Source organism: Arenibacter sp. ARW7G5Y1 (assembly GCF_003201775.1).
In the GTDB taxonomy this organism is placed as follows: Bacteria; Bacteroidota; Bacteroidia; order Flavobacteriales; family Flavobacteriaceae; genus Arenibacter.
The window spans coordinates 13,191-32,313 of the sequence record NZ_QJJZ01000026.1; the positions used below are offsets into that span (position 1 = coordinate 13,191).

A 19,123-nucleotide genomic window follows, 5' to 3' on the forward strand; every position below is an offset into this window, starting at 1 on the left:
TAAAAAGCCATATAACCATGAAAAAATACACAATAATATTGCTTTCCATGATCATGACAATTTCTTGTGATGATATATTGGAACAAGAATTAGTTGGAAAAAGAACTGATCAAGACTATTGGACTACAGAAGCGGATATGGTAGATGCCTTGGCCGCTGCCTATGGACAATTCGCAACAAGGGCCTTGGGTATGCACGACCTCTTTTTTGACAATCAAGGGGATGACCATTGGAGAGCAGGGGATCATGCCGAAGATGAAGAAATTGAAACATTCAACACCAATCCTTCCAACTATAAATTAAGGGATACCTATAGATATAAATATGAAGTGATCAGTAGTGCAAATGGTATTTTGATCAATGGTCCCAAAGTTAAGGAGCTCGGAGCCATAAGTGATGCCTCGTACAATTCAATTATGGGGCAGGCCTATTTTTTACGGGCATATGCCTACTATCGGTTATATTTAATTCATGGCCGGGTTCCTATCATTACTGAAGAAAATGTCCTGAACAATGAGTATAATGTTCCCAAATGTGAATCCCCGGAGATATTGAGCGATTTTATACTGGACGATCTTGAGCAGGCCGTGGCCCTTTTGCCCATGGACAATGTTCCGGGAAGTGTAGGCAAGGGTGCTGCCTGGGCAGTAATGACTTCCATATTCATGCATAGGGCCGAAGATTATAGTAATACCGAATTTTTGAACAAGGCCATAACCGCTGGTCAAAATGTAGTGGACAATTATCCGTTGGCAGATGATTATCTTTCCCTTTTTCGTGAAGGCAATCAATATTTAAAGGAAAACCTTTTTATTATGATGAACGACTTGGATTGGATCAACCAAAGCATCATGTCCAAACATAGAGGGCCAAGACCTTGGGGAATGTACGGATTTCAAGAACCTTTGGACGATCTTGTGAATGAATTTGAAGACGGGGACGTTCGGAAAAGCGTAACCATTATTTCAGATGGTGAATTTGCACTTCAGGGATCTTTGGGCTTGGTGGAACATACGCCAGACCTGACCAATACTGGGCACAGCTATTTTAAATATATGGACTGGACCGAAAGCGGAAATTTCAACCACGGACTTAACATTCCGTTTTTGAGGGCCGCTGATACCTATTTGCTGGTGGCAGAGGCACAGATTCGATTAAATGGTGCCGGTGCCGGTGATGATCTGATAAACGCAGTGCGCGAAAGAACTAGTTTAGGTCCAGTATCGGGTGCGGATATAGATGACCTGATCCATGAAACAAGGGTAGAACTGGCCGGGGAAAATTTCCGCTATCAAAACCTCCTTAGATGGCATAAAGCTGGAATTTACGATTTGGAAGAATTTTTATCACGACCAGAAAAAATGATTCCCAGTGATGTGGGCAGGAAAGTTTGGAGTGCACCAAAAAATTTCTACCAACCACTTTATCAAACAGATATTGATAATTCTGATGGGATACTGGTACAAAATCCCGACTGGATTAATTAAAGAGACTACTCTGTCTGTGTAAAAGGTAAAGGCGGATTTTTGTTCAAAAATTATAATTGCGATTGAGTTAGTTTTGTTAGCTAAATTCCCCAAATAATCTTTAGAACTTTTCTAGATGGAAAGGTGTCTATTTATTATTGGGGAATTTTAAAATTAGCCAACACCAATACAAGTGATTCTCAATAGGGAATGCATTTAAAAGAAAAATATGAAATAATATTAAGATCATTAGAGATGGAACACAAAGTAAAAACGCTTATTTATATAGTATGGATTCCTATTTGGCTTATGATAAACGTTTCCAAGGGGCAAAATTTACATCAAAAGGATGGATCAAAACAAACAGATCCAATTACCTTAAAAGTAGCCGCTTATAACGTGGAGTTTAGTGACAAAGGTACAGCTGAGCAAATAGGTAGATTTCTAAAGCCCTACCATTTTGATATTGTGTGTTTTTCAGAAGCTCCAGGAGGGGATTGGACTAAAAAAGTAGGGGCCGAAATGGGCCTAAATCATGTAATAGTTGGAAAATATTCAACTGCTGGCCATAAGAATAAATACAAAACAATCGCCAGCCGTACACCCTTGTCAAATTATGAAGAGGTCTTAATGGCCGATACGCTGCATACGGTCACAAGAGCCACAACCATAGTGAAAAACAAGGAAATTGCAGTGTACTCAGTCCACTTCCCATTTGGGTGGAGAGATCAAGCACATATAGATGAAACCACCGGTAAGGTAACGGCCTTTGTAGACTATTTAAGGGATAAACAACCCAGTGAAACTTCTATAGTTATGGGCGATTTCAATTTCGTATTGTCTACCGAGGAGTATAGAAGCCCATACTATGAAATGTTTGTGGAATTAGGGATGCTTGCCAGTTGGCGCGATTTAGATATAGACGTTACTGGCCTGGGATCCATGGTAAAATCGAGAGCTGAAAAAAATGATACGGGCAGGGTTATAGATCATATAATTTATTCCAGTAGCAAGGTAAAGGCGATTGATGGGCAAATTATTGAAATGGCGAAACCGCTATCCGATCACAAACCCGTTTGGGCACTGTTGAATATAAAATAAACAACCATTTAAAGAATTCACAATGAAAATCTTCATCACTCTGATAATGGTTTTTTTTACAACCGTCAACTTCTCCCAAGACAGGGACCAAACCAATATCATGTCCTTTAATATTAGATACGATGAACCAAAAGACAAGGATCAAAACTGGCACCACAGAAAAGAAAATGTGATAAGAATGCTCAAGTTTTACGATCTTGATCTTATTGGATTCCAAGAGGTTTTGGTTTCCCAATTAAATTACCTGAAAACCAATTTGCAAGATTATGATGTGGTGGGTGTTGGAAGGAAGGATGGGAAGGACAAAGGCGAATTTGTCCCCATATTCTATAGGAAGGATCGCTTCAAAAAAATTGAATCGGGAACTTTTTGGCTCAGTGAAACCCCGGATAAAGTAAGTAGGGGATGGGATGCCAATTTGGAGAGAATTGTCACTTGGGCAATTCTAAAGGACCAAAGTCGCAATAAGGAATTCCTGATCCTAAATACCCATTTTGATCATAGGGGAGAAGTAGCCCGATTACAAAGTGCTAAATTATTGAAATCCAAAATAGTGGGGATTGCCAAGGGAAGGCCCGTTATTCTTACAGGGGATTTTAATTCTTTGCCGGAATCGGATGCAATTATCGGTTTAACAGATTCAACGGATGTCAATAGCTTGGTAGATTCAAAAATGATGGCCAAACTAAACTATGGTCCCAATTGGACCTCCACAAGCTTCGATAACAAACCGTTTGAACAAAGAAGGGTAATCGACTATATTTTTTTAAAAGATATCCCAGTAGTTCATAGATATGCCGTTTTCACTGAGAAATTAAATGAAATTTGTCTATCGGACCATTGCCCGGTCTTTGTACAAATTGAAATATAAACAACCGTAGTTTGTCATGATACTTCTCCAATAGAACGTTTTGGGTATATAGCAAGCATGAAGGTGGTGAAAGTATTTCAACATGGTTACATGCGCCTAAAATGAATGACTCGGAATTTGAAGAGTGTTTAATGCGACGTAATTTTAGGTTGCGTTAATGAAAAAAACATAATAGACCAATATGTATCAATTGTACTAACCAAGTCGGAATTTCATCAAATCAATGTGAATTTAACTTTCTAATATACGATTCTTGAAGAATGTATTTTAAAACTAAAAAAAACATATTTTATGAAAGCAATTTGCAACTTTATTAGAAACAAAATCAACATCAGAAGTACTTTTTATACGATTATTTTTTTAATGTACTCAGCTCAATGGATATACGCTCAAAATCTTGAGATTTCACATGGGCCATATCTTCAATACTTAACCTCCAATGAGGTAACTATAAGTTGGAGTACTTCTAAAAATACTATATCCTGGGTCGAATACTATGAAGAAGACGGGTCAAATTTTTATCAAAAAGAAAGAGAACAAATATTCAATGCATCTGATGGACTTAAAAATATAAGTCTACAACACAGTGTGACACTAGAAAACTTGAAACCTGCTACAAAATATGCCTACCGGATCTATTCGCAAGAAGTGAAAGAAGATAGGAGTTTTGGAAAAACTGTGGCAACCAAAGTATATAAAAGAGAACCACTTTATTTTACGACACAGCCATTAAAAAAAGATCAAATATCGGTTGTAGTATTGAGTGATATGCATGAAAATACGGAAAAAGTAGGTAGCCTTTTGAAAGAAGCTGAATGGGATAAAATAGACTTTGTTTTATTGGATGGAGACTTTGTAGATTCCTTTGAATCAGAATCGGATTTATACGGAGGTGTGCTAGATACATGTGTCAATATATTTGCACAAAAGAAGCCGCTCGTCATCGTAAGAGGAAATCATGAAACAAGAGGAATAAAAGCTCATGAACTAAAAAAATACTTTCACTTCCCTGAAGACAAATATTATTATACCTATAAAATAGGAACGACGTTATTTATAATATTGGATTCTGGTGAGGATAAGGCTGATTCTGATATAGAATACAACGGATTTGCAGATTTTGATGCGTATCGCAGCGTACAGTCAAAATGGTTATCAGAAGTTGTAAAATCAGATGAATTTAAAAATGCCGAACATAAAATAGCTTTTATGCATATTCCGCCCTATGATAATAACAGAGGACAAGAATGGCATGGGGATCTTGAAGTAAGATCAAAGTTTGTACCGATACTTAACAAGGCGGGTATTGATTTAATGGTATCTGGCCATACACATAATTTCTCATTTCAAACTTCAAAGAGTGAAGAAAATAATTTTCCCATTCTAATTGCAGACCATAAGACTCGATATAACCTCTTAATTGATAAAACGGGAATTAAAATTAAAGGAATTGACATGGACTCTAAAGAGGTATTGAATATGTTTATTGAGAAAGATAAATGAGATTCTAATATCTTAGAAAATAAGGAAACTAAAACGGAATCATTAAACATACGCCGATATAGTAGACGGCTTCGCCCATAAATTGGGAATGGAGTGTGCCTCTCACATTACCCCGCTCTTGATGCCGGGCAGACAATGCCTACTGGTTTCACCTGACTGAATGACGTTAATTTTAATTTTTACAGCTATGAGCTATACAAAATTCATTAATTTAAAAAATAAGTTTCTTAAGTATCGTTTTGGTTCACGGGGATTTAGACCACTATCTTCATTCTCCTTTCTGCAATTTCTAATACAGCTGTGCATAATTCTTTTCGTTGGCCTGGCAGCTGAAGCACAATTTCGAGCCGCTGTTGTGAAAGAAGATATTACTCCCTCCAACTCTCAATATTTGCTGGGTTATGGTGAACGAAAGTCCACAGGGGTTATGGATAAAATTTATCATCGAATTGTAGCCATAGACGATGGAACGACACAGTTCTTCATCGTATCGTCAGATATATGTCTTTATTCACCTTCAGAGTATGATAAGGTAACATCCCGGCTTCAGAAGCAATATGGTATTAATCCATTAAATGTGTGGTGGTCAACTACACATACACATTCCGCTCCGGAAGTTGGGGTTTTTGGCATATATGGCATTTATCTTGGCGACCGAATTGGCCATACTGTTGATTCAGTTTATACTGCCATGGCTGAACAAAAGTTAATTGACGGTATTTTAAAAGCACGTAACAATCTTGTTCCTGCTCGGCTTGGTATAGGGTGGGGGTTTTCACAAGCAAATATCAACCGTCGGGCCATAGATGAAAAAGGAAAGGCTTCACTTGGTATGAATCCTGGTTTGCCTGTTGACCGGAGGATAGGACTGCTTAAGCTGGATAAAGAAGATGGAACGCCACTTGCTTTGATCGCCAATTATGCCATGCATGGCACTGTGCTTGGCCCGGAAAATACAGAAATCAGTGGTGATGTGCAAGGCATTGTTTCGGAATATGTTGAGCAAAAAACAGGTGTTCCTATGCTTTATATTAATGGTGCTGCAGGCAACATTGCACCTATTTATAGCGTGTATCCAAATGCCCAATCAGGGCACTTAAGTCAATTCAAAGTCTTATTGGGGGACAAGATATTGGAGGCCAACAAAAGGATTGAGACTGATGTAGATAGTATAAAATTGGTTACAGGTTCCCTAACAGTAGAAACACAACGGAAACCGGGTTTGGAATGGTCATCAGACCTAATTAAATACACGAATATGACCAAATCAGGAGTTAATATGGTTAAACTACCGGTGAGGTTCTTAAAGATTAATAAGGACATTGCCATATGGAGTGCTCCTATCGAGCTGTTTTGCGAAGTGTCCAATGAAGTCAGAAGCCGCTCCCCTTTCCCATTTACCTTTTATTTCGGATACACCAATGGCTGGTTTGGTTATATGCCCACGGCATCGGCATGGCCCCATGGCGGATACGAAGTGGAAATGGTTTCACCTTTTACATCTGCTGCTGCTGCAGATCTCACAGAGTCGGTTGTCGGTTATCTACAGGGAGAAATGCAGACCGGGCAATCACCTGTTAGAGCTAAACTAAAGCAAAAACGAAAACGAGAAAGATAACCCATTATAATCAGTTTTGATTAATGAAAGAGTTGTTTTGGAACAAATTAATAATATATAATCAACCCGTTGCATTAAATAATAATTGAAATGTATTACGACACTATTTTAAAAAAAATCTTAAATCATTATTTTTTCATCTTTTCGATGATAAGTATTTTATCATGTGAAAATAAGGCGGAAACGGGCTCAATCCCGGTGGAGGCAAAAGATGCACTTTCAACCTACAAGATTACTGATGGTTTTAAGATCGAGATGATCGCTGCCGAGCCTTTGATCTCTGATCCTGTAGATATGGAAATAGATGAATATGGACGCATGTATGTGGTTGAGTTGCACGGATACCCCCTTGATAGAAGTGGTACTGGTAAAATAATACTTCTCACTGATTCGAATGGAGACGGAATTATGGATAATAGAACAGTTTTTGCGGACGATCTTGAACTTCCTAATAGTGTAATGAGATGGAAAAAAGGTGTATTGGTTACAGATGCCCCTAATGTTTTATATCTCGAAGACACGAATGGCGATGGGCACGCAGATGTCAGGGATACAGTACTTACGGGTTTTGCTTTGTCCAACCCTCAGCATAATGTAAACAATCCAGTATACGCACTGGATAATTGGATTTACCTAGCTCACGAGGGATCCGTATCCACACAAAAGTATAAAGAAGAATTTGGTGACGAAGGATCAGAAATCATTTTTCCGTCCTCACCTGGTAGCGCTAGTTTGCCAAAGAATGCCAATGGACTTTCCGTTCGCTTTAGGCCCGATCAAAAACAAATTGAAATGACCTCAAGTCGTTCCCAGTTTGGCCATACTTTTGACGAATGGGGGCACTGGTTCGGATGTAACAATTCCAATCAGGGATACCAGAAAGTCATAGCAAACCGTTATTTTAAACGAAACTCGGCCTTGCCAATCTCTGATGCCGTGCAAGATATGTCCGATCATTTGAATGCGCCGGAGGTATTTCCTACCACTATCCATCCTGATCGCCAATTGCTGTCCGGGGTAGGGGTGATGACATCGGGGAGTGGACTTACTGCATACCTGGGCGGGGAATTTCCAGCACCCTATAATGAAAATGCAACTTTTATAGCAGAACCTGTATATAATCTGGTCCATGTTGACGTACTTGAAGATAGCGGAACGAGCTTTACTGCGAGCCGAATCTTTGAACAGAAAGAATTCCTTTCCTCGACCGATGCCTGGGCGAGGCCCGTTAACTTTTATGTAGGCCCTGATGGTGCACTATACGTCTTGGATTATTACAGAAAGGTTATTGAATCCCCCGAATGGATGGCGGATGAGGCAGTCGTTGCAGGAGGTCTGTATGCCGGTTCCGATAAGGGCCGCATCTTTCGTATTACTCCGACAGATGCCAGGCCTGCTGAATGGACCAAAGGTTTAAAGTTAGGTGATGTAAGTGATAACGAACTGATCGCGAATCTTGCCAATAAAAATAATTGGTGGAGGCTCAATGCCCAGAGGCTCCTGGTTGATCGTAATGATAAGAAAACAATTCCAGGGCTAATAGAGATGGCAAAAAACACCTCCTCTGACATCGGACGCCTTCATGCACTTTGGACACTGGAGGGGATGAATTCTCTCGATCCTTCTTTAATTATACAAGCATTAAAAGATCCGGTTGCAGGAATAAGGGAAAATGCTATTCGTTTAGCCGAACTACATCTGACCTCTGCACCACAGCTAACAGATGCATTGCTTAGCTTACAAACTGATCCTGACGCGAAAGTAAGATTTCAATTATTATTAACACTGGGTTTTGTAAATACACCTCAATCTGTTGAGGCCAGAACAAAATTGTTGTTTGCAGATATTGACGATAAATGGGTTCAGATTGCAGCGCTGTCTGCCGGAGCCGAAACTTCATCTTTATTGAATGTAGTACTTGCAAGATTTCGTCCTGAAATACCCGCCTACTCATCCTTGGTCCAAAGACTTACATCCATGATAGGGATTACCGGAGATAAACACAATATTTACCCATTAATTCAACAAGCAACAACACCCGATGATATAAATATAGAAAGTAATGTAGCCATTCTTGAAGGATTATCCCGTGGACTAAAGAACAGGAAATCGCCGTTGATGATTTCTCCCATTCTCCAAAAGCGGTTGGTGCGGACGTTCTTTGAAAACAATTCATCCCAAATGCGAAATGCTTCTTATCATGTATTAAAAGTAGGAGGAATATCAGAGGAGTCATTGAAAGATCAATCCATTAAGAAAGCACTTTTGATTATAAAAGATACTATTCACAAAGCGGATAGAAGGGCAGACGCCATCGATTTTCTCGCTCTGGGCAATCCTTCTAATTATGTGTCTATTCTTGAGAAGTTACTTGTCCCCCAAGAGCCATCGGTAGTTCAATTGGCAGCTCTACGCACAATGAACTTAGTGCTGGGTACTTCTGTGAGTCGGTATATCATTCGACAGTGGCAGGAACTTACTCCTGAGATAAGGGATGCGGCAATTGAAACTTTTATGGGCAAACCTGAGCGGGTCAATTTGTTGTTGACGGCAATGGAAAAAGATTTGATCTTACCAAACAGTGTTAGTTATTACGGCAGTGTAGGTTTAATGATGCAAACCGATAAAAAACTACGTAATCGAGCGAGAGCGATTTTTACACGTAGCCAGGAAGAGGGGAAAAGGGTAAATGAAAAGTACCAACAAGCCCTTAATTTAACCGGAGATCCATCGAATGGTAGAACAGTGTATGCACAGAGCTGTGTGATGTGCCACCAGATAAGGGGAAAAATTGGGCTAGCTATCGGTCCTGATCTTGGATCGGTACATAATTGGACGAAAGAAGATATCATGGCCAATATACTTGATCCAAATATATCTATATCAGCTGGCTTTGATCTTTGGAATGTTGAATTGAATACGGGCCAATCTGTTCAAGGTATTATTAAAAGCGAAACTCCCACTGCCATTACCCTGGTCAACAGCGGGAAACCGGACATAACAATTAATCGTCAGGAAATAAAAACTTTGAAAACAGCAAATGTTTCAGCAATGCCTTCAGGTTTGGAAAAAAATATAGATCAACAACAAATGGCAGACCTCCTGAGTTATTTGCGCCAAAATTGAACGAGTCAAAAATTTGTAGACTGTCACTTTTAAATCTTTAAATATATCATGAAAAAGAAATTGCTTTTTACTGTAATGGCTTTCCTTTTTTTATTAACTACTCCTTGTATTTTAAGTCAACCACTCCCTACTTTTGATTCAGAACATACAGGTGTTTTTCGGGCATCAGTTGTAAAAGTAGATGTTACGCCTGCACCGGGTGATTCAAAATGGTTACTTGGTTATGGTCCAAGAGAGTCAACGGGCATTCGTGACCACATTTATCATCGTATAGTTGCACTTGACGACGGGGTTACTCAGTTTTTTTTGGTACAATCTGATTTTTGTGTTATGTCACCATCCCAATATGACCATGTGGCTGCTATGCTTCAGCGGGAACTCGGGATTGATCCATTAAATTTTTGGTGGTCTTTATCTCACACCCATTCTGCGCCAGAGTTAGGGGTTCCGGGATTGCCGGAAGTTTTTATGGGAGACCGTTATAGGCATGAGGTGGATACTGATTATGAATCATTTGTTGCGCGTTCATTGGTAGATGGCATAATTGAGGCCCGCAGTAAATTAGTTTCGGCGCGTCTAGGTGTAGGTTGGGGATTTTCGATGGCGAATATGAACCGGCGCGCTATAGATGAAAATGGAAAGGCTTCTCTTGGTATGAATCCAGATTTGCCTGTGGATCGCAGAATTGGTTTGATCCGGCTGGACAAGGAAGATGGTACGCCAATTGCTTTGATCGCCAACTATGCTATGCATGGCACTGTATTTGGCCCGGATAATACAGAAATCAGTGCAGACGCACAAGGAGTAGTTGCGGAATATGTTGAGCAAAAAACAGGTGCCCCTATGCTTTATATTAATGGTGCGGCAGGTAATATTGCTCCTATTTACAGTGTTTATCCAAATACCGGATCGGGGTATCTAAATCAATTCAAATTATTGTTAGGAGATAAGATTCTTGAGGCTAATAAAAAAATAGTATCTACTACCAATAAAGTAAAATTATTTTCTAGTTCTATGATACTGGAAACACCTAGAAAAGCTAATTTGGGATGGCCTTCTGATCTGGGTAAATATACACGTACAACAAAATTCGGAGCTAATAAGGTTCGACTCCCAGTACGATTCTTAAAGATTAATGAGGATGTTGCTATATGGAGTTTGCCCGTTGAGCTGTTTTGCGAAATTTCCAATGAAGTTCGTGATTACTCGCCTTTTCCCTATACTTTTTACTACGGCTATACCAATGGATGGCTGGGTTATCTTCCAACAGAAAAGGCATTTCAACATGGGGGATATGAAGTAGAGGTGGTGTCTCCTTATACTCCATCTGGTGAGCGTGATTTAAAAGAGTCTGTTGTGGGATATTTGCAAGGTGAGATGCGGAGTATTAAAACTTACAATGACAAGACCAATATTGTAAATAGGCCTCAAATAGTTCAAACGGATGCGGATGGCTCATTAAGGCTCACAGCCCGGAAGGGCTATGCCAATGGACCGGAAATTAAATATATGCCCGAATGGGCAGCCTTTGGATGGTTTACTTCAGAAGATAGAGTAGATTGGCATGTTGACGTTGAAAAGGCAGGCAACTATGAAGTAATCCTTGAATGGTCCGTTTCGGATGAGGAAGCTGGAAAGGAATTTCTACTAAAAGCAAAAGGTCAAAAGTTGACAGGAATAGTGGCACCTAGCGGGTCATGGGAAACTTTTAGAACAGAAAAGGTAGGGTCCATTAATCTCAAGGAGGGCCGTCAGAAAATCATGTTCGGCCCAAATAAACATTTTGACAAAGGCGCACTATTGGACCTCCGTGAAATAAAACTCAGAATAGTCAAAAGTCAATAATCATATTTGTTGTTATGGAGTAAAATTAATATAACATTTAAAAATTGTTTAATGTTTATTAAGGCACATAATTTTCACTTCTTGATCATAGTCAATGAATAAGATGGAAGTGGGGCATAGATTTGTAGCATTATAAATATATGAACAATGATAATGAAAGCTAAGTTATTAATTCTTTTAATATTGACTATTTCCTTAGTTTTTGGTCAGAGTAAGTCGTCAAATTTTTTTTTATTACCTAATAAGGAAGGTCCAATTGAACATAGGCATTCTTTAGGTTCTTCTTTTTTTATATTAGGTAATTTTCTCGATGATTCCCCTGAGTACTATTTATTGACTTATGGGTTTCAACTAACCAAAAAAGATAGGATATTTACAGAGTTTAATACTTGGAAATATGCAGAACCTCTTGGGACATATGGTAAATCTGAAGAGTTTTACCCAGGATTTGTGAGAGCTTGGGGAATTGGATTTGGATACCAACGCCTTCACTGGAAAGGTCTGTTTACATCATTTCAAGGAACTCCTTTTTTGAAACAATACCACGATACGAATGACAATCAAACCGAAAAGGGTTTTCAATTGTATCTCCAATTTGTGGCAGGTTACCGTTTTAAGTTTTTTAGGGAACGTTTCTATGTGGAACCTGCTTATGCCCTCAAATATTGGCCTATTGACACAAATTTCCCTGTCGATTTTGCAAAAGTCGAGGAAGGAAGACCAAAACATATATTTGAACCAAGTCTTAACTTTGGGTTTAAGTTCTAATTTGTTAAAGAATAAAATGGATATGTCAGAGCGTTTTTGGAACAAACTATCAAAAAATTACGATAAGAAAGCCAAGGATAAGGCCTACGATTTAATTATCGCCAAAAGCAGAAAGTATCTTAAGAAGGATCATACAATAATGGACTTTGGCTGTGCAACTGGCTTGTATTCCATAGCTTTTGCCAATCGTGTTAAAACAATTCACGCTTTCGACACGGCCGCCAAAATGATTCAGGTTGCAAAACGTGAATCAAAATGTATGGGCACAGAAAATATTATATTTTACCAAACGAATCCTTTCGACAAGAGATTTGGTAAAAACAGTTATCAAACTGTATTGGCATTAAATATTCTGCTTTATTTTAAAGATACTGAAAAAGTTCTAAGACGAACAGGGGAGTTATTGGAAACAGGAGGTGTAATGATTACTTCTACTGCTTGTTTGAAAGAAAAGAGAACATTTGCCGCATGGATATCCCAAGGGATTATCTTTGCGTTAAAAACATTGAAAATCCTACCTTATCTAAAATTCTTTTCGATTACAGAGCTAGAAGGGGAAATTGAAAGTTGTGGTTTTAAAATAATTGAAACCGCCATTTTAATGGATACTCCTGCTACAGAATATTATATAGTGGCACAAAAAATTGGTGATTAAACTAATTTTTTTCCACGATCCTTTTCCTAATCCGACTTAGTGTTTCTGGTTTAATCCCTAAATAACTTGCAATATGATATTGGGGAATTCGGTTGATTAAATCCGGTCTTTCTTCCTGTAATTTCAAATAGCGCTGTTCTGGTTTAAGAGTTATGGAATTGACCAATTGTTCGTGTTTCCCACCAATCATCTTTTCAACACCATGTCGACAAAACGTCTCAAATCTAGGATGTTTATTATATAGCTCTTGTTCTTTTTCAGAATTTAATATGGCAACAGAAGTATTTTCTTCACAAACAAAATTGATTTTTGAGGGAGATTGATTAATCATACTGTCAAAATTGACCACTGCTTGTTCTTCAGTGAAAAATGCTGTAGTCTTTTCTTCCCCATCAGAGTGCCTATACTCCCTTATACATCCCTCAATGATAAAGTATGCTTCTTTTGCAATTTGCCCTTCTTTTAAGAGGTGGGTTCCACAATTAAATCTTTCAATTGGGAAACTATTTTCAATATCCAATTTTTCTTCCTCTGTTAAAGGAGTCAATTCAGACATTATTTCAACTAGTATATGTTTTTTCATGGGTATGTTTTTATGAGTACTGCGATGACGGTTCTGCACTTGCCCTTCCACCACGCAAATAGCAAAAGATTTTGCGGTCTCATAAATATAGTCAAAACTTGGAATTGAACACAAGACCCCCGGATTAGTTCATAGGGTCTGTTGATATTAGTAGGGACACATCCGACCAAGCATAAAACTTTAATTTTAGTCGAGTTTTTCAAAGAAGTAAAAAGTCCATCCCAGCAAGATTTGCGTCAAGTGAAGTCCTATGGTAATTGTCAACGGAGTTTTAATCCAATCTTTCAAAAGTCAAGGTTTCGCCTAATGTGGAACCATAAAAATTTTCAATATATAATTTATTATTTGTAAGTCGAAGCGAAGATAGTAGTCCTTAAAGCTGGAATCACTGGATAATACCCCGTTTAAAGAGATTTTTTGTTCTAAAAGCTCGTATCTATAAGGTCCTGATTTGGGTTTAGGTAACAAATTACCATTTTTTAGTTCTTTTCCCCTGTTCAAATTCATAACATCCAAATTGTCCAAGGACTCAAAAGACAAAGTGTCCATTCGAGTTACAGTCTCGATCCATTTTCCTTTTAGATTAGAAGAGGTAAGACTTTTTGTGTCATCTTGGGAACAGCACAATAAAGTAAGTACGAATAGCCCTAGTCCGTATTTCATAGTGCAAATATTTAATTTTCAACAATAGCTTGAATGTTCAAAAATTTACCCAATTTTGATTTAAAGATAGATGAATTTTCAATTGAGAGGTTGCGTGAATTTCTGCTTTTTTGAACTGTTTATCACAACGGTGCAATAAAACAATAGTTCCGGATTAAAACGCACCAGGGTTTTGGCAACACACACCCTTTTAATTTTTACTTGGGTTCGAATTAGCTGTAAAGCCGCAATTAGTTTATACATTCTTGGGCTAAGTCTTATCCGGTTCAATATTTTTTAATTTGCTAAGCCAAATGAAATTTTAATTCCTTCTATAACCATACTAGTTCCGATAATTGCAATGATTAGTCCCATTAATTTTCCGATGACGGAAATTACATTGTCTCCAATCTTTTTTGCGATAAAATCGCTTAAACTAAATGTTATGTAGGTTAACAAACACATAATCCCAAAAACAAGTATTACCAAACCAATATGTACATATGATGAATGGGAAACAAAATTCATGGCCGTTACAATTGTTCCCGGTCCGGCTAAAATAGGTATCGCTAAAGGTGAGACAGCTATATTTTCATCCACGTTAATTTTTTCCAAGTGTTTGACGTTTGATTTTTTGGACTGCAGCATTTCAAAACCTACATAGAAAATTAAAATACCACCTGCGATTTTAAAAGCGGGAATTGTTATACCAAATAATTCAAATATAAATTTTCCTAAAACCACAAATATGGAAACAATAATAAAAGCAATTATCACTGCTTTTAAGTTTATTCTCTGTTTTGTCCTTTTATCAGCTCCTTCTACTAAAGTCAAGAATATCGGCATGTTGGATATAGGATTCATAATTGCAAAAAAACCAGTAAAAACAGTAATTGAAAAAGTTATTAAATTGTCCATATTATTTCTTTTCGGTTTTTTTATAAACCCACTCCGCTAAAAAACAAAATCCAATAATGGCTATTGAAATTATGACACCAATAGTATTTGAAGTGTATTGTTGATTAATTAAAATAGCAGTTGCCATCATACATAAAACAAAACCTACTAACGGAATTATTTTATTGCTACCCGTTTCTTTAGATAATCGATGCCCAACAAGGTTAACTACACCAAAAATGAGCAAAAAACCAACACTGCCTGCGGTTGATATACTTTCTAATTGAAGGACATTTACTAAAACTAATGTCGCTACTGCTGTAATCATTAAGCCAATGGGCTGATTCCAAAGTTTTGCTAAAAAGTGATGTGGTAGTTCATCATCCTCTGCAATTTCATAATTGACTTTACTTCCTCCATAAAGCGATGCGTTGATTGCTGAAAACGTTGAGATTAAGGCAGCAACCGTAATTATGGAAAATCCAATTTTCCCTAACATTGGTTTGGCCGCTTCAGCCAAAACATAATCTTGAGCGGTGGCAATTTTCGCAAATGGAAGTGAGCCTACAGTTACTAAAGCAATAACGATATATAGTACAATTACGAAAATTACAGAATAGTAATAGGCCCTTGGAATATTCTTTTCAGGGTTAACAATATCAGGTGCTGCGTTAGCAATAAGTTCAAATCCTTCGTAAGCAACGAAAATAACCATTCCGCCAGCAAATAATTTGATGGGTGCTTCCCAATTTGTTACGGCAAGTTGCGTTACATTGGGATTACCAATTAGACCATAAGCACCTATGAAAATAAAGGAAATTAGAATTACCAATTTGATAATTACCGCGTAAGATTCGATTTTGCCAACGACTGCAATACTATAATAATTAATTGCAGTTGCTAAAACAACAATTGCACTTGCATAAATGTGCGTATCAGTTATTTTGTTGTGCGTTAACTCTAATAAGTTTGGGGCATAAGAACCAAATGCCGAAGCGTAAAGTGAAAGCATTATAATATAGCTTATCCACAATAGATTATTAATTCCGCCACTAAAGACTGTTTTCCCAAAACCCTGATTGATGAATTTAACGGTTCCGCCTCTGTCAGGGTACTTTTGGGATAGCTTTACATAACTGTAAGAGGTTATCAATGCTAAAATTCCAGCGAATAAAAATGCCATTGGTGTTCCTCCTTTGGCTAGCGATACTGCAAGCCCAAGGACTGCAAAAATTCCACCACCCACCATTCCTCCAATGCCTATTGAAATAGCTTCTTTTAAACCTATTTTTTTAGTCATATTATATGGTTTCTTTTATTGTGCCAACGGCTAAATGTACTATAATTTTCTTACAAAAATTAACTCGTTGGCTCAAGAAGTTAAGAGCATTTCATTATATAGGGAATGTTGGTTAAGGTACACAGATTACATAAGTTAAAGATTAGCTTTACACCAAATTAGTTGCCACCTACCCTGTTTATTTCCTCCAAGCTATTTTTTCGAACCTCCCGTTCCGTTTTGTTGCCTTTATCAAAACTATAACGCAGGTTAAGGCTTATGGCCTGTTGCCAGAAATATTGTTTAAGGTTAAAGTAGTTTCCGCCGTAGGTGGCATCGACTGTCATGTCCATACTCTTGAAAATATCGGAGGCCCTTAGGGAAACGTTCAGTTTATTGTCCATAAAAGAGCGTTCAATGCCTGCATCTATCCACCATTGGCTGTCAATATTATAAATTCCGTTAATCGTTGGTCCGTTGACCGTAGCACTCACCTCCAGTTTAAAATCAGCAGGGAGGTTGATCTGGTGGTTGGTTTGGGCCATAAAATGGAAGTTGTTGTTATCGATTATTTCGTTGTGCATTTTCATTTTATAGTTTTGAAGGGTTAGGCTCAGGTTATTATTGGTTTGCCAGAAGGACGCCAATGTAATCGGGGCAATTACGGTGGCGTTGTAACTTTTGTAATAATCCAAGTTATTTGTGGTGTATGTGGATTTACCGGTTATAGGGTCGGTAGATGGTTCTTCGGCCATAAAATTTTTAGTGTAATCATAGCCCAATATGAGATTGTACTTTCTAAAAAAGGTCTGCCCCAATTTAATGATGTTGGATATTTGAGGCTGTATATCGGGGTTGCCAACGATGGACGTGTTTGGATCCAGATAAAACAGAAATGGATTCATTAACTGGTAGTTTGGACGGGTAATTCGTCTGTTAAAGGAATAATTCAGTTTATAATTATCGTTTACTTGCTGTTCAACCGAAACATTGGGGAACAGATTTAGGTAATTGTTATTATTGGTTTGATTAAGGTTAAACGATTGCCCCCTGCCCTTGGTTTTTTCTACGCGCAATCCCCCTTGAATGTTCCAGGTATCGTTAATGCGATTGCTATAGTTTACATATCCGGCAAAGATTTTTTCTTCATACTGGAAGTCATTGCTTCCGTCTGGATCTAAGGTACTTCCTTTCCCTATGCCCAAATAGGCCTGTAGCTTACTGTTTGAAATTACCTTACTGGCCTTTACACCTGTTTCAAGTGTTGAGGTAGGGGACAAGGGCAGGCTGAAGTCGATTCTTGCGGCATAGATATCGTAGTCTGAGTTGCTTTGGTTGGATAGGGCTTCAAACGGGTCTGAACCATCTTCGGAATACAAATATTGATTCCTGAATTGTGATTCGCTTTCCTTTTGTAGCCTAACGTAATCAATATCCGCGGATATGCGGGTTCCCAGAGTATCGAGTTTTCCGGTATAATGAAGGTTGATCCGTGTATTTCCAAAACTTTCGTCCATATGGTTTTTGGCATCGATATCCACAGAGGTGTCGTTGTTCATAATTCCAAGGCTTTTTAGGTTCCAGTCTTGCTTGCGATCCTGGTACATAAAATTCCCCATGATGCCCAAGCTGTGTTTTTCATTTAAGGTATAGTCGGTTCCGAGCTTGAGCGATGGAACAAAACCTTTGCTGGTCTGTACCCCGTCCTGACTATAATAACTATAGGTGCTAACTTCCGGAAAGGTGCGGTAAGAGAAGGCATCCCTTACCAAACCCCGTTGTGAGGCGTCTATGTTTAAAAAGGAGTTCCATTTCCCCTTTTTATAATTTAGGTTGGCACCGCTGTTGTAGAGCGTTTGTTGGCCCATTTTTATTCCGCTATAAACATTTCCGTTCATACCGTTAAGACTATTTTTTTTAAGGGTGATGTTAAGTATGCCGGCACTTCCTTCGGCATCGTATTTGGCCGAGGGGTTTGTAATAACCTCAATGTTTTCGATATTTTCTGCAGGCATATTTTCAAGTAGGGTTTTAAGCTCTTCAGAAGAAAAATAAGTAAGGCGGTCATCTATCATTACGGCAACCCCGTCTTTACCGTTTATCTGAAAATCGCCATTTTGGGAGACAGATACCCCGGGTGCCTTGGCCAGCATCTGGTAAGCGGTATTTCCTGCGGCAAGGGAGCTTCCTGCGACCTTCATTACCACTTTTCCGTTTTCGGCACGCAACTGGGGCCTCCAGGTTTTTACAACTACTTCATCGAGCGTGGTAGTTTCTTCGTTAAGGGTGATGCTTCCAAAATCCTTGCTAAAGCCAGAACCGGTAATTTCAAATTCCGGGGTGAGCGTATTGGTGTATCCTATGGCACTAAGCTGTAGATAATACTTTCCGGTAAGATCGGGCGTCAGGCTAAACTGTCCGTCCAAATCACTCATTGTTCCGGTAACCATGGTGGAGTCGGGCAGTTTAATTAAAGCAACCGTGGCAAAGGAAACGGGTTCCTTATTTTGGTCGTACAGTGTTCCATTAAGGTAAGGGCCTTGGGCAAGTAAAACTCGGCTTGCCAATAAGGTCATTGATGCGAAAATTATCTGATAACGTTTCATAATGGCAAATTTTAAGTTGTTCATTTTTATCGTTTTCGGTCACAAATATGCCGTGATCTAAGGGCTTGCCGAAGTCGTTTCCGATGAATCTGGATATGGGCTAAATGAATCGGGATATGAAGGGAATGAAACGGAAGGATAGGTAAGCTAATTTTAGGAAATT

General features: G+C 38.5%; 14 protein-coding genes. 9 read left to right on the forward strand and 5 right to left on the reverse strand.

Annotated features, from left to right (window positions below; genetic code table 11):
* Positions 1-17 precede the first annotated feature (17 nt).
* The 9 genes from C7972_RS22450 to C7972_RS22485 all read left to right on the forward strand — a co-directional run bounded on the left by C7972_RS22450 (position 18) and on the right by C7972_RS22485 (position 12,953).
* Entirely contained in the window at positions 18-1,487 is a 1,470-nt protein-coding gene (locus tag C7972_RS22450; RefSeq protein ID WP_110358413.1) for a RagB/SusD family nutrient uptake outer membrane protein, read from the forward strand.
* A gap of 234 nt (positions 1,488-1,721) precedes the next feature.
* Positions 1,722-2,567, forward strand: a complete 846-nt coding sequence (locus C7972_RS22455) for an endonuclease/exonuclease/phosphatase family protein (protein ID WP_181422972.1) — start codon at positions 1,722-1,724, stop codon at positions 2,565-2,567.
* A gap of 22 nt (positions 2,568-2,589) precedes the next feature.
* On the forward strand, positions 2,590-3,438 hold the full coding sequence (locus tag C7972_RS22460; protein WP_110358415.1) for an endonuclease/exonuclease/phosphatase family protein: 849 nt from the start codon (positions 2,590-2,592) through the stop codon (positions 3,436-3,438).
* A 291-nt stretch (positions 3,439-3,729) separates the two neighbouring features.
* The gene (locus tag C7972_RS22465; RefSeq protein ID WP_110358416.1) at positions 3,730-4,941 is read left to right on the forward strand and encodes an FN3 domain-containing metallophosphoesterase family protein; all 1,212 of its coding nucleotides are present in this window, start codon (positions 3,730-3,732) and stop codon (positions 4,939-4,941) included.
* A gap of 160 nt (positions 4,942-5,101) precedes the next feature.
* Positions 5,102-6,559 carry a neutral/alkaline non-lysosomal ceramidase N-terminal domain-containing protein gene (locus tag C7972_RS22470; RefSeq protein WP_220020943.1) on the forward strand — a complete coding sequence of 486 codons (1,458 nt, stop codon included), beginning with the start codon at positions 5,102-5,104 and terminating at the stop codon, positions 6,557-6,559.
* Positions 6,560-6,706: 147 nt separating this feature from the next.
* The gene (locus tag C7972_RS22475) at positions 6,707-9,685 is read left to right on the forward strand and encodes a PVC-type heme-binding CxxCH protein (protein WP_110358418.1); all 2,979 of its coding nucleotides are present in this window, start codon (positions 6,707-6,709) and stop codon (positions 9,683-9,685) included.
* 48 nt (positions 9,686-9,733) lie between these two features.
* The gene (locus C7972_RS22480) at positions 9,734-11,530 is read left to right on the forward strand and encodes a neutral/alkaline non-lysosomal ceramidase N-terminal domain-containing protein (protein WP_110358419.1); all 1,797 of its coding nucleotides are present in this window, start codon (positions 9,734-9,736) and stop codon (positions 11,528-11,530) included.
* A gap of 153 nt (positions 11,531-11,683) precedes the next feature.
* Positions 11,684-12,298 (forward strand): hypothetical protein, encoded by a 615-nt coding sequence (locus C7972_RS23975; protein WP_181422973.1) that lies wholly within the window; start codon positions 11,684-11,686, stop codon positions 12,296-12,298.
* A gap of 1 nt (position 12,299) precedes the next feature.
* Entirely contained in the window at positions 12,300-12,953 is a 654-nt protein-coding gene (locus C7972_RS22485; RefSeq protein WP_181422974.1) for a bifunctional 2-polyprenyl-6-hydroxyphenol methylase/3-demethylubiquinol 3-O-methyltransferase UbiG, read from the forward strand.
* Position 12,954: 1 nt separating this feature from the next.
* Here the strand turns inward: C7972_RS22485 and C7972_RS22490 are convergent, their stop codons facing one another.
* The 5 genes from C7972_RS22490 to C7972_RS22510 all read right to left on the reverse strand — a co-directional run bounded on the left by C7972_RS22490 (position 12,955) and on the right by C7972_RS22510 (position 18,960).
* Positions 12,955-13,536 carry a Crp/Fnr family transcriptional regulator gene (locus C7972_RS22490; protein WP_110358438.1) on the reverse strand — a complete coding sequence of 194 codons (582 nt, stop codon included), beginning with the start codon at positions 13,534-13,536 and terminating at the stop codon, positions 12,955-12,957.
* Positions 13,537-13,839: 303 nt separating this feature from the next.
* Positions 13,840-14,199: a hypothetical protein gene (locus C7972_RS22495; RefSeq protein WP_110358421.1), complete on the reverse strand. Its 360-nt coding sequence runs from the start codon at positions 14,197-14,199 to the stop codon at positions 13,840-13,842.
* Between the two features lie 276 nt (positions 14,200-14,475).
* Complete coding sequence (locus C7972_RS22500; protein WP_110358422.1) at positions 14,476-15,096, reverse strand: MarC family protein; 621 nt, start codon at positions 15,094-15,096, stop codon at positions 14,476-14,478.
* 1 nt (position 15,097) lies between these two features.
* Positions 15,098-16,375: an APC family permease gene (locus C7972_RS22505; RefSeq protein WP_110358423.1), complete on the reverse strand. Its 1,278-nt coding sequence runs from the start codon at positions 16,373-16,375 to the stop codon at positions 15,098-15,100.
* A gap of 158 nt (positions 16,376-16,533) precedes the next feature.
* Positions 16,534-18,960, reverse strand: a complete 2,427-nt coding sequence (locus C7972_RS22510) for an outer membrane beta-barrel family protein (protein WP_181422975.1) — start codon at positions 18,958-18,960, stop codon at positions 16,534-16,536.
* Positions 18,961-19,123: the final 163 nt, after the last annotated feature.